Source organism: Anaeromusa sp. (genome assembly GCF_028691475.1).
GTDB lineage: Bacteria > Bacillota > Negativicutes > Anaeromusales > Anaeromusaceae > Anaeromusa.
This window is the reverse complement of the sequence record NZ_JAQUZF010000078.1, coordinates 1-12,556: the sequence shown is the minus strand read 5'-3', so window position 1 is coordinate 12,556 and position 12,556 is coordinate 1. Positions and strand designations below refer to the sequence as shown.

At 49.6% G+C, this 12,556-nt stretch carries 10 protein-coding genes and 1 pseudogene; 6 read left to right on the top strand and 5 right to left on the bottom strand.

Annotation, left to right across the window (positions count from 1 at the left end):
• Positions 1–61: 61 nt before the first annotated feature.
• The 4 genes from PHF27_RS10285 to PHF27_RS10270 all read right to left on the bottom strand — a co-directional run bounded on the left by PHF27_RS10285 (position 62) and on the right by PHF27_RS10270 (position 4,754).
• The gene (locus tag PHF27_RS10285) at positions 62–373 is read right to left on the bottom strand and encodes an iron hydrogenase small subunit (RefSeq protein WP_300069455.1); all 312 of its coding nucleotides are present in this window, start codon (positions 371–373) and stop codon (positions 62–64) included.
• A gap of 13 nt (positions 374–386) precedes the next feature.
• On the bottom strand, positions 387–1,646 hold the full coding sequence (locus tag PHF27_RS10280) for a [FeFe] hydrogenase, group A (RefSeq protein ID WP_300069452.1): 1,260 nt from the start codon (positions 1,644–1,646) through the stop codon (positions 387–389).
• Between the two features lie 517 nt (positions 1,647–2,163).
• Positions 2,164–3,303 carry an MFS transporter gene (locus PHF27_RS10275; protein WP_300069449.1) on the bottom strand — a complete coding sequence of 380 codons (1,140 nt, stop codon included), beginning with the start codon at positions 3,301–3,303 and terminating at the stop codon, positions 2,164–2,166.
• 14 nt (positions 3,304–3,317) lie between these two features.
• Positions 3,318–4,754 (bottom strand): NAD(P)/FAD-dependent oxidoreductase, encoded by a 1,437-nt coding sequence (locus PHF27_RS10270; protein ID WP_300069446.1) that lies wholly within the window; start codon positions 4,752–4,754, stop codon positions 3,318–3,320.
• A 154-nt stretch (positions 4,755–4,908) separates the two neighbouring features.
• On the opposite strand from PHF27_RS10270, the gene PHF27_RS10265 reads away from it, so the two are divergent.
• The 6 genes and pseudogenes from PHF27_RS10265 (at position 4,909) to PHF27_RS10240 (ending at position 11,480) form a co-directional block, all read left to right on the top strand.
• Positions 4,909–5,808 carry a methyl-accepting chemotaxis protein gene (locus PHF27_RS10265; RefSeq protein ID WP_300069443.1) on the top strand — a complete coding sequence of 300 codons (900 nt, stop codon included), beginning with the start codon at positions 4,909–4,911 and terminating at the stop codon, positions 5,806–5,808.
• Between the two features lie 18 nt (positions 5,809–5,826).
• Positions 5,827–6,195 carry a VOC family protein gene (locus PHF27_RS10260; RefSeq protein ID WP_300069440.1) on the top strand — a complete coding sequence of 123 codons (369 nt, stop codon included), beginning with the start codon at positions 5,827–5,829 and terminating at the stop codon, positions 6,193–6,195.
• A gap of 64 nt (positions 6,196–6,259) precedes the next feature.
• The gene (locus PHF27_RS10255; protein ID WP_300069437.1) at positions 6,260–6,916 is read left to right on the top strand and encodes an HD-GYP domain-containing protein; all 657 of its coding nucleotides are present in this window, start codon (positions 6,260–6,262) and stop codon (positions 6,914–6,916) included.
• 490 nt (positions 6,917–7,406) lie between these two features.
• Positions 7,407–8,780: pseudogene (dcuC, locus tag PHF27_RS10250) on the top strand (C4-dicarboxylate transporter DcuC).
• A 174-nt stretch (positions 8,781–8,954) separates the two neighbouring features.
• Positions 8,955–10,067, top strand: a complete 1,113-nt coding sequence (locus PHF27_RS10245) for a YibE/F family protein (RefSeq protein ID WP_300069434.1) — start codon at positions 8,955–8,957, stop codon at positions 10,065–10,067.
• A 174-nt stretch (positions 10,068–10,241) separates the two neighbouring features.
• Complete coding sequence (locus tag PHF27_RS10240; protein WP_300069431.1) at positions 10,242–11,480, top strand: NADP-dependent malic enzyme; 1,239 nt, start codon at positions 10,242–10,244, stop codon at positions 11,478–11,480.
• A gap of 194 nt (positions 11,481–11,674) precedes the next feature.
• Here PHF27_RS10240 and PHF27_RS10235 read toward each other — a convergent pair whose 3' ends face one another.
• The gene (locus PHF27_RS10235) at positions 11,675–12,349 is read right to left on the bottom strand and encodes a GntR family transcriptional regulator (RefSeq protein ID WP_300069428.1); all 675 of its coding nucleotides are present in this window, start codon (positions 12,347–12,349) and stop codon (positions 11,675–11,677) included.
• Between the last annotated feature and the right edge of the window lie 207 nt (positions 12,350–12,556).

Sequence of the window (12,556 nt, the reverse complement as noted above, 5' to 3'; positions counted from 1 at the left end):
GACGCTAGGGGATGGCGTAAAATACGAGGTTCCTGTTGCACCAAAAGCACCTCCTAAAAAATCAAGATAACCTGGTACGATCAATATAATGGGTGTGGAACAAATCTTCCGCCAAAGGACTGAGCGGCTTTTGGGCAAATCGCGCGTACATATCCTGCAAAGCGGCGTTATTATGGCTTTGCCGCACAGCTGCCTTGACGTCGTCTTTGTAGAGTCCCTGGGTGCGCATTTTTATGTATTTTGTGCGGTCCTGCACTAAGTCCGTGGTGATGTAGGCGCCTGTCCAGAGTACAGCGCCGGCTACGCCGGTAAGCTGGAGAAATTCCCGACGCGTGATTTTTACGGCTTTTTCAACATAACTGTATTTGGCCACAGCTTAATCCTCCTTAATTCCAGGGCAGCATGGGCTTGTATTTGTCAATCCACGACGTGCCCATAGGGTAGATGGGCTGGCCGCCGCCGTTAATACAGCCGCCGGGGCAGTTCATTACTTCGATAAAATGATAGGGAGATGTTCCGGCTTCTACCTGCGCTAAAAGCGGCTCAATGTTTTCTTTTAAGCCATGAACAACCGCCACGCGCAAGGTAAGCTCTTTACCAGTCTTGGCATCAGTTATGGTAATAGAGGCATCCTTGACGCCATTGAGTCCTCGTACAGGCGTTAAGGTCAAATTCGCCAGTTCTTTGCCGGTGATAAGGTAGTAAGCGGAACGCAGGGCGGCTTCCATGACGCCGCCGGTGTTGCCGAAAATAGTACCGGCGCCGCTATACTGCGCTAACGGATTATCAGCATCGGTAAAGTCGGCGGTTTGGCGAAAGTCGATGTTCAGCTTGCGCAGCAGACGGGCCAAATCACGGGTTGTGAGCACGGTGTCAATATCCGGATAATCAGCGCTGCTGCCTTGCTTGCGCCAGTACGCAGCGGCGCTGTGAAATTCCGGTCGCGAAGCTTCAAACTTCTTCGCCGTGCAAGGCATGACGCCCACGACGTAAACTGATTCCGGCGCTGTCTTCCAAATTTCTTTAGCCCCGTAGGTTTTGGCTAGGGCGCCAGCCATCATCATAGGAGATTTGGCGCTGGAGAGATTGGGCAATAGTTTGGGGTGATTCAACTCTATGTAACGAATCCACGCGGGACAGCAGGAGGTGAACTGCGGCAGGGGCCCGAGATGGTGAGCGGCCGGTTCGCCTAAAAGGGAGTGACGGATTTTGGCTACTAATTCGCTGCCTTCTTCTAAAATAGTTTGGTCTGCCGTGAAGTTGGTATCTAAAATTTTAAAGCCGGCTTTTTTGAGCGCTCCATAGAGCTTTTCCGTCAACAGAGAGCCAGGTTCAAAGCCGAATTCCTCGCCGATGGCTACGCGTACGGCGGGAGCAATAGTCGCAACCACCGTTGTGCGACTGTCTTTTAGCTTTTCAATGAGAGAATCTACTGGATCCATGGTGTCCTGAGGGGCTCCAAAAGGGCAATTAACTAAGCATTGACCGCAAAAAATACATTTTTCCGAATCGATGCGGTGGGGGGACCCATATTTTCCATCAATAGCCTGGGTCGGGCAAAATTGCTTACAGGAATCACAGCCTTTGCATTTTTGCTTGTCAATGGCTATGATCCGAGTTTGCTCTTGTGCTTGAAAGCCTTTCACCGGGATACCTCCTCTGTCTTGCGAGCAACGTTGCAGGTAAATATAAAACGAAGTAGTATTTTTTTAACTTTACTTACAGGATAGTGTATACAAAAAGAAAGTGTCAACGATAACAAATAAAAATAAATAAATAGAAAAATAAATAAAACCGAGAGAATTACAGAAAGGATATAGTATAAGAAGAAAAATGAAGATACTGCAAGTGAAAAAACAAAGCTCTACTGTTTGAATACAAAAAGAAAACTAACGCAATAATATTGAGTATACTTGTAAAGTTACAGAAAAACAATAGCTTGCAAAGAAGTTTGAAAATAAATGTAAATTAAATAAAGAGATACTTTATCCTGATAATTTGTTTGTATTTATCTAACTGGTTCCTATGAAGAATAATTTTCTGCGGAGGTTTTTTTAAGGTAAAAGTAAAAATAGCCTCTTAAAAGCCCGCCCAAAGTTTTCCAGTACAATCTACTGTCTAACGGTGGGCGGGCTTTTAAGAAGCTGTATTGTATGATGATGGTTATTCCGCAGGCTTTGGCAGTGAATATGAGGCTAACGCGGCAATGACAGGCAGTACGGTCAAAATGGTGAAGGAAAACGCAAGACCGTGCTGGTCCGCCAGCCATCCCAGCCCTGGAGCCGCGATGCCGCCGACGCTGACTGCAAGGCCTAAGGTGATGCCTGAGGCAAAGCCCATGCGGCGGGGCAGATATTTTTGTCCGAGAACGACCGTAGGGCTATAGGGCGCAAAAAGACTCAGGCCAATAGGGATGAGCAAGGCCATGGCTAGAGTGGGCTCTTCTGTAGAAACAAAGAGCAGGAGAATTGGAATAAGCAGCAGATAGCCTGCGCGGATAACCCGCAGATAACCATAGCGATCCGCCCAACGGCCGCCAAAGAAAGTGCCGATCACGCCAATGCTGAAGAGGACGGTCAAGGCGCTGCTGCCGGCCGTGTGGCTTTGAAGCAGCACATGAATCCAGTAAAGCGGGATGAATGTATTTAGGCCGGCGAAAAGAATGGAACGGCAAATGACGACAATAGATAAACGGCCGAAGGCAGGCCAGTTGTCTGGTGCGCTTTGCAATTCGGCAGCGGCGGCTTTGATGCTTAGGCTGCCGAATTGCCGCATGCGCTGCTGTAGAAAAAAGCAGACGCAAAGGGCTGGAATCAAAAAAAAGACAGTACTTTTTAAGCCGCCAGCTAAGACCAGGAAGGTTCCAAGCAAAGGGCCGACGGCAAAGCCAGCGTTGCCACCGATGCCGAAAAGACCGATGCCGGTGGCTTTTTTGTCGCCCGCGGCCAGATTGGCTAGGCGCGCCGCTTCCGGGTGGAAGGCGGCCACGCCGATACCGCTTACGGCCACCGCTAAGAACATGGCAGCGTAAGAGTCTACCCACCCAAGGAGCGCTAAGCCTAGACCAGCCAGGAGGACGGCCCACGGCATGAGCCGGGGCCTGTCCAGGCGGTCAGCATAAAATCCGAAGAGCGGCTGGATAATCGAAGAAGTCAAGCTGTTGGCAAACATTAAACCAGCTGCCGCAGCGTAACTGAGTTGGTGTTCCGTCATGAGAAACGGCAGCAAGGCCGGCAAAGCGCCTTGGTTGAGGTCGGTAAAAAAATGGCCGCTAGTCAGCCAAGTAATGGAACGGCGATTCATGAATAAAAAACTCCTTACAATTTCTTCAATTGTGTTTTACGAGCTCGTTCCGCTAAAGTAGAAGAATGGCCGCGTTGGGGGATGTCCTCTTCTTTCATTTGCAGCTCCTGCGCTAGAAGCGCACGGACCCTGGGGCCGCAGAACGTTCCCTGGCAAAGGCCCATGCCTGCGCGGGTGCGGCGCTTAACGGCGTCGACGGAGAGAACCGGAAGGCCGCGGCGGAAGCAGTCCAGGATTTCCGCTTCCGTAACATTTTCACAGCGACAGATGAGATGAAGCGCGGGGTCGCTATGTGTTGTAGTTCCCTGGAAGTCTTCGCTTTTGGGGCGGATGATGGGGGCGCGTTGCGCCTGGAAGTTGGGGTTTGCTTCTAGATGCAGGCCGCTATCTTGGAGCAGCGTAACTACCTTTAAGGCGATGGCGGGGGAGGAGGTCAATCCAGGAGAATCAATGCCGATGAGGTTGATTAGGTCGGGAAGGCGAGAGGCATCAATTACCCAGTCCTTTTGATTTGATACCGGACGATTGCCGGCAAAGGATGTCAAGGCTTGGCGCATATCGAATCCAGGAACCGATAGACGTGCTGTTTGGGCGATGAAACGCAGTGTTTCCTCATCGGTGCTTACATCGTTCTTATCATCGATTTCCTCGGCGTTCGGACCCAGCATAAGATTGCCGTGGTACGTAGGCGTTACCAGGATGCCTTTGCCAAGAGCGGTGGGGACTTGGAAGATGACGGAATTTGCTAAGTAGTTCTGGGCTTTAGATAAAAGAAGGTATTGGCCGCGGCGAGGGGTGATCTGGTAATCAGTTAGGCCAGCCATGGCGGCAATGTTGTCGCTGTGCGCGCCGGCGGCATTGATTACATAGCGGGAGCTTAGCGTTCCTTGGGTAGTGGTAATAAGGAAATGATCAGATCGTTTTTCCAACTGCCGCACTTCATGGCGGAGCTTGAGCTCTACGCCGTTAGCCACGGCGTTTTCCATTAAGGCAATGACAAATTCATAAGGAGAAGTAACGCCTGCTTGAGCGCAATATAATGCGCCGGTTACTTCGGCGCTGACATGGGGTTCGCGGCGGCGCATTTCTTCGCCGTCGATTAGTTCCAGACCGCCGACGCCGTTCTGCTGGCCCTGCTCGAAGAGACGCCGCAGCGTTGCTAAGCTTTCCTGATCAAAAGACAGGACATAGGAGCCGATTTCCCGGTACCCAAAATGCAGCTCTTCATCCAGCTGGGCATACATGCGGTTTCCCTTTACGCAAAGTTCGGCCTTCAACGTGCCTGGCTTATCGGAATACCCTCCATGTACGATGCCGCTGTTGGCTTTGGAACAACCGCAACTGACATCATCTTCACGGTCTAGGACGCAGATATTGAGTTGATAGCGAGATAATTCCCGGGCGATATTAGCGCCGACGACACCGGCGCCGATAATACAAACGTCATACATGGTTGTCGCCTTCTTTCTTTGCAAAGAGTATTTTAATAAGAGTTCTCATTCGTTTGCGAAAATCCTTCTCCGCATAGTGAAGGGCGATTTTACTCTTGGCGATGTTAGAAAAGAGAATGGTTTTTCCGCTATTTCAGGGGGAGGCAGCAGGAAAATGGAAGCATTGCTGCGAATAGGAAGAGAAGGAAACGAAGGCCCCGGTCTGGCCAGGAAGGTGCAAGATAAAATGGCGGATATATTGGAAAAGCTGGTTGCCTTATTGCCGACAATTAGGGAGGCAATGGCTGATACGGATGTGGGACTAAGCGTCAGTGATTGCGAAAAAGTTATTTATTATAACCCTGGGCGGACGTTGGATTTGAAGGTTCCGTCGGGGGCTCCTCTGCGCGAGGGCATGGTATTAATGGATGCGATTCGGCAGCAAAAGCGTATTGCCAGACGGCAGGAGAAAGATATATGGGGAATTCCTTTTATTGCTACGGCGCTGCCTGTGAAGGAAGAGGGCCGGGTGGTAGGGGCGATTTCTTTTCAGACTGCAGTAGCTCGGCAAGACGCCTTGAAGGATATGGCCAACAAATTGATGGATAACATTAATCTTTTAGCCAGCACCAGCGAAGAAGTGACGGCGCAGACCCAGGAGATGGCGGCGGTGACGCGTGGCTTGGCGGAAATGTCGCAAGAATCGCAGAAGCGAACCCAAGATACAGGCCAAGTATTGGCGTTGATTCGCAATGTGGCCGGGCAGACGAATTTGCTGGGGTTGAACGCGGCCATTGAAGCCGCTCGCGTTGGCGAAGCAGGGCGAGGCTTTGGCGTGGTGGCTGAGGAAATACGCAAATTGGCTACTAGCAGCTCCGAATCCATTCAAAAGATTGACGGGATTTTAAAAGCCGTTGCAACCGATAGCGACAGGACCTATGAGGAAATTCAGCGCATTAGCGGCAATTTGGCGCAAGTGGCGCAGGCGGTATCCGGCATTGCGGAGGCGGTGCAGGAAGCCTTGGCAGTGGCCCAGGAACTGGACGGCCTGGCCAATAAATTGGCGGGAGAATAATCAGCAGGAGGAAGAACCATGAAATTTAAATTTCTTCACAATAATATTAATGTCTTAGACCTAAAGCGTAGTATGGAGTTTTACCAGAAAGCATTAGGATTAAAGGAAAGCCGCCGCAAGGAGCGGCCGGGCTTTATCTTGGTATACTTGGGAGATGGCGGCCAAACGCCGCATTTGCTGGAACTTACTTGGTTGAAGGACCGTACGGAACCGTATAATTTGGGCGACAACGAGATCCACTTGGCCTTTGAAGCCGATGATTTTGAAGCGGCTCATGCTTTACATACGGAAATGGGTTGTATTTGCTACGAAAACAAAGAAATGGGGATCTACTTTATTCAAGATCCGGACGGCTATTGGCTGGAAGTTCTTCCGAAGCGAAGCTGAGACGCTGCAAGACATTTGTGCCGGTCATATTTTAAAAGGTTTCCAGAGAGGAGCAGCTTTTTATATGCAAAAGGCAAAAGCCAAACAGGCAGTTCGGCATGCAAGGCTGCTGGAACAAGTGAATATGGAAAAAATGGAAGCCTTTCGCCATCAAATCTACTATTGTGATCCCTATACGGAAATGCATGCGGAACATGTGGGGGAATTGATGGCCGGTTTGGCGACGCAGATGGGCTTAAATTCGGAAGAAATTACCTTAGCCTACTTGGTCGGGTTGGTACATGATGTGGGGAAGATTTCGGTCCTGGCGGAAGTTTTGACGAAAACGGGGCGTTTAAGCGACGAAGAGTTTGCGATTATGCGCCAGCATGCAGAAGCGGGAGAAACATTGCTGCTTCAAGTAGAAGGAGCGCAATGCGTAGCCGATATTATTCGCCATCATCATGAGCGTTTTGACGGGCGCGGCTATCCAGACCAAATGAAGGGTAAAGAAATTCCCTTATATAGCCGGATGCTGGCTTTATGCGATACCTTTGACGCGATGACTACCCATCGCTGCTATCGAAAACCAGTAGAAATACCATCTTGTTTGCGAGAACTTCTTCGGTGCCGGGGCGGACAGTTTGATCCGGTACTGACGGATTGCTTTTTGGCATTTTTAGAGGAACGTTTTGGAATTGTGGCAGTGGAAGAACCCAAAGAGAGCGCTCAGGCTTTTTAGCCGAGCGTTTTCTTTTTTTACTACGCCAGAATTTATAAGCTTTTACGCCCTGCGGACCGTCTTGCTCCAATAAAAGTCTCAAATACAATCGCGGCCGCCGCCGACTCAGTCGAACCCTCTCGCGACTCCGGTTCTCTTGTTCCATATTTTCACTGTTCTGTGTGAAGTTCCCCTCAAAGCGCCGCGCAGCGGTTTTTCTTAGTAAAAAAATAGTTGCAAGGGCTTTCTTGTGAAGACGGTATTTTTTTCTTTTGCAGAAGACGGTCTTTGCAAGAAAAAGGGAAAAATGAATGTTTTCGAAAAAGGCGAAGAAAAATGCATGCGCGTGACTGAAAAATGTCTTTTGTGGCAGGAATGTGTATGGAAATCAGCGGTTTTGCGGAAAAATAGCCTAAGAAGGAAATTTAGCAAGAACAGCGAATTTCCGAGAAAGTGCGTAAGCGGCAGGAGCGAAATACTGAAATAAACAAGGAGGTTTTTATACGTGGTAATTATGGCATTGTTATTGGCGTTGGTCATGACCATTTGGGTCGGCTATATGATCGTCAAGAAGTACAAGCCGCAGCCGGTATTGTTTTTTGGCGGCATGGTATTAATGGCCGGGGCAGTGATGCTGGGGGTGGGGACCATTCTGCCGGCTAAAGAGGCAACTGGTTTTGTCCCCTTTGACATGTTTGAGTTTATCCGCAAAACTCTCAGCTCCCGAGCGGCGGGTCTGGGACTCAGCATTATGGCAGTAGGCGGCTTTGCCCGCTATATGGAACATATTGGAGCCAGCCGGGTGCTGGTGAAAATTGCGATTAAACCGTTAGGGGTTCTCAAGGCGCCGTATGTGGTATTGGCGGCGGCCTTTATTATCGGGCAATTTTTGGGTTTGTTCATTAACAGCGCCTCCGGCTTAGGTATGCTGCTGATGGTAACGATGTTCCCTATTTTGGTCAGCTTAGGAGTCAGCCGCGTTTCCGCGACTGCGGTAATCGGCACGACGATGTGTTTGGATTGGAGTCCGGCGGATACGGGAAGTATTCTTTCCGCCACAACGGCGGGGCTGGATATTACGACCTATTGGACGCAGTATCAGATACCGGTGGCGCTCTGCGTCATGGCGGTAGTGGCGGTGCTGCATTATTCCGTGCAGAAATGGCTGGATAAAAAGGAAGGCCATACGGCGGAAAGCGCGTCTTTATTGTCAAGTGCACGCCAGGAAGAAGAAAAACCCTTGCCGCCGCTGTATTATGCAGTATTGCCTACAGTACCTTTGATTTTGATTTTGGTATTTAGCGACTTGTTGATTAAAGGCGTCAAGATGGATATCGTCAAAGCGATGCTGATTAGCTTGTTTTTGACCATGGTTATTGAGTATTTGCGGTCCTGGGACGGCAAAAAAGTATTTCAGGATATTCAAGTGTTTTTTGACGGTATGGGGATGTAGCTGGCTAATGTAGTCACCTTGATTGTGGCGGGTGAAACTTTTGCTCATGGTCTGCGCACGGTTGGCGCTATTGACGCCATTATCAACGGCGCCCAAAGCAGCGGCATGGGCGCTGCCGGGATGATTATCGTCATGGTGGGAATTATAGCGGTTTCCTCGGTTGTTATGGGCTCCGGCAATGCGCCGTTTTTCGCTTTTGCCTCGCTTACGCCGGTGGTAGCAGCTAAAATGTCCGTAGCGCCGGTGCTGATGCTGCTGCCTATGCATTTTGCCGCCAGTATCGCCCGAGCGGTTTCACCCATTACTGCGGTTATTGTCGTTGTGTCCGGCATGGCCAATTTGCCGCCTGTAGAGGTTGTGAAACGCACGGCCATTCCTATGGCGGGCGCGTTGATTGTTAATGTGGCGGCAACGTTCTTCTTCTTTTACTAAGGATTTTATCGCATCGTAATAACGTGCTTTGATTAACTTGCAAATCCGGCAGGACGGCTAGCGTCTTGCCGGATTTGTTATGTTTTCTTTTGGTGTTTTTGTGATACCATAAGAAATATGAAGAAAGTATGAGTGACGAAAAGAAGTTACCGACTCTCGGAAGGAGGAAGAGGAATGAGAAATAAAATTTTTTGTTTGGCGTTACTTTTCTGTGTCTTGTGGCAACTGCCGGCTTTGGCGGCGCCGGCTTTACCTACGGAGGATTTACAGCATGGCGTAGTCCGGCAGGCGGTAGACTTGCAGCCTACCGGCGAAAACAACAAATTAGTTTTGAAAAAAGGCCAAATGGTGCAGGTGGAAATCACTACCGGTCCGGAAAGCGGCAAAACGGTGGAAGTTTATAATGCCTTTTCGGGACAGACGCAGTTTGATATTCCGGTACATACCGGGGACAAGGTGCTTTTGTCAGTGGAAGAATTCCAGGGAAAGCGCAGCTATCATATCAGCGATTACGATCGCAGCCTGTTTCAGTACGTACTCTTAGGCTTGTTTGTGCTCAGCCTGGTTCTTTTGGCAGGCTGGGTGGGCGTTAAGTCGCTGGGTGTTATCGGCATTACGCTATATTTGCTCTGGGCGTGGTTGGTGCCCAATCTATTGTTGCCGGGAGTGAATATCTATTTACTGGTAATTGGGTTTTGCATAGCAGCCGGGGCGATTACCCTGTTATTTGTGAGCGGTTGGAATTTGAAGTCCTTAGCGGCTTTTTTTGGGACCCTTGGAGGCGTGTTAGTGGCAGCCTTATTGTCTTGGGGAGCTATCGATTGGCTCTATTTGACAGGCATGGAGACGGAAGAAGCGGTGGCTCTAAAACTGCATTTTGCCAAGCAGATCGATATTCACGGCATTCTTTTTGCCGGCATGATTATTGGCGCCTTGGGGGCTGTGATTGACGTAGCTGTTTCGGTTGCGTCGGCGCAGTGGGAGATGGACAAAGCCTGTCCCGAACTTTCTTGGCAAGAGCTGTTTAAAAGCGGTATGAATGTGGGCAAAGATATTATGGGCGCCATGTCGAATACGCTGATTTTGGCCTATTTGGGAACGGGTTTGCCGTTGCTGTTGGTCGTGGCGGCGCAGCCTAAGCTGCTGGTGGAAAAGGTAATTAACTTTAATGGTGTTGTTACGGAATTTGCCAGGGCGATGACAGGCAGCGTCGGCTTGATTTGGGCCATTCCGCTGACCGCTTTGGCTTCGGCTTTATTATTGCGGTGGCGGCATCGGGGAGATTGAGAAGACGATTCTACACTCTATAGAATAGAGGATGTTTTTTAAAAATTCAGACAAATAAGGTTGTTTTATTTTGTGATGAGGCGTATACTAAAAACACGATGCAGCGATGCAACGTGTTTTTTTAAAGTATTTCCGTATACAAGATACGGTGTGCAAAAACAAGGAGGAAACAATATGAGTTTGAGAGAAGAAGCTTTGCTTTTCCATCGTGAAAATAATGGTAAATTGGAAATGACCAATAAAGTAGAATTGAAAGATGGTTATGATCTGAGCTTGGCCTATACTCCCGGAGTGGCGGAGCCCTGCAAGGAAATCAACGGCGACAAAGACTTGTCTTTTGAGTACACCTGTAGAGGCAACATGGTGGCGGTTGTCAGCGACGGCACTCGGGTGCTGGGCCTTGGTAATATCGGTCCGGAAGCGGCGCTGCCGGTCATGGAAGGAAAAGCGGTCTTGTACAAGGTGTTTGGAGACGTGGATGCCGTGCCGGTTTGTCTGGGCACGACCGATACGGAGCAGTTGGTGCAGACTGTCAAATATTTAGAGCCCTCTTTTGCGGGTATTAATTTAGAAGATATCGAATCGCCGAAATGCTATGAAGTGGAAGCGCGCTTGCAGGAAATGATGGATATTCCTGTATTTCATGACGATCAGCATGGGACGGCGATTGCTGCGGTTTCCGCAGTTGTCGGGGCGTTGCGCCTGGTAGGCAAGGAAATGGCGAAGGTTCGTGTTTTGGTTAATGGCGCCGGGGCGGCGGGAACAGCCATTGTCCGTCTGCTATTGCAAGCAGGGGCAACCGATGTAACCATGTTGAACTCAAAAGGCGCTATGTATCAAGGCATGGATAAAACCCGAGTAGATGCCATGCAGGAGACGCTCTTAGGGCGCACCAACAAAGAATGCCGCCAAGGTAAATTGGCGGAGGTCATTGAAGGGGCGGATGTATTGATCGGCGTATCGGCGCCTGGCGCTTTTACCCCGGAGCTGATTGCCCAAATGGCTAAAGACGCTATCGTTTTCTCCTTGTGCAATCCCCAGCCGGAAATCGGCTATGAGGAAGCCAAGGCTGCTGGGGTTAAAGTAGTCGGTACTGGCCGCTCGGACGCGCCGAACCAAGTAAACAATGTCAGCGTATTCCCTGGCATTTTCCGCGGCGCTATTGATGTGCGCGCCCGCCGCATTAACGATGCGATGAAATTGGCCGCTGTATACGCGATTGCGGATTTGGTCAAAGAGGAAGAGCTGCGGGAAGATTATGTGGTTCCCAATGCGTTTGATAAACGGGTAGCGCCTGCGGTAGCTAGGGCGGTGGCTCAGGCGGCCATGGAAACCGGCGTAGCCAGAGTGAAAATGGATCCGGCAGAAGTGGAGCGACGGGCGGCCAAACGCATTGCCCATGGCATTCAGTAAGGCGAAGAGGGTACGACAGGTAAATATGTATTGAACAAGAGAACAGGAGTTACATGAGGGCTCGAATGAGTTTCTATTATTGTTTAAAAATCTCTCTTGTATAGCAGGAAACGAGCCTTTAAGGCTCGTTTCCTGCTATACAAGAGTAGAAGTTAAAAAAGCACGCCTTGCGGGCGTGCTTTAAAAAGTTTTGTTTAGTTGCTGGATTTTTTATTGCCATGGATTTCTTGGGCAAAAGAAGCGGCGCTGTCTTGAATGTGTTCTTGCAAAAGGCGGGAAGCTTTTGCGCTGTCCTTTTCCTCCAGGGCATCGGCGATGGCGCTGTGCTGGCGATAAATCGAACCCTTGTACTCTGGATTATAGGCGGCCAATTGACGCCGGAAGCGAATGATGTCCTGTAAGGTATCCAATAAGAGAGTGAGCCGGCGATTTTGAGCGTACTCCAGAATCACCTGGTGGAATTCTTCGTTTAACTTAACTAACGCATCCCGGGATTCTTCTTGTAATGTCCGGGCCAGGATGTCTCGCAGACGTTCAATGCCCTCGGCATCAATCGCTTTTGCAGCCGAGGCGCCAGCCAACCCTTCCAAAGCTTCCCGGCAGGCAAACGCTTCCAAGACCTCTTCGGGTTTAACAGAGCGAACAATAACGCCTTTATAAGGCTGCAGCTCCACCAGGCCATCGGCGTATAAGCGGCGCAAAGACTCGCGTACGGGAGTGGGACTGATACCTAGGTCTTGGGCCAGGGTTTTCTCAGTCAGGCGAGTTCCTTGTTCTAATTGCCCGGTGAGTATCAATTTTTTAATTTGATGGTAAACCTGCTCGCTGAGCGGTTGGCGATTGATGGGCAGAGAAAGTTGACGAGCCATAGCGACCTCCTCGAAAAATCAGCAAAGAGATACTTACCCGATGCTGTCCAATCTATTTTGTTGCAGGTAAATCTGCAGCGAATCTCATTTAGTGTGGCTCCATTATATACCCTTTTTAGGGAAAAACACAAATGCCGTACCGCAAAATAGGGCGTATAGAAGGTATTTTCAGTAAAAAAAAGAATTTACCCTGTATAAGATTATAAT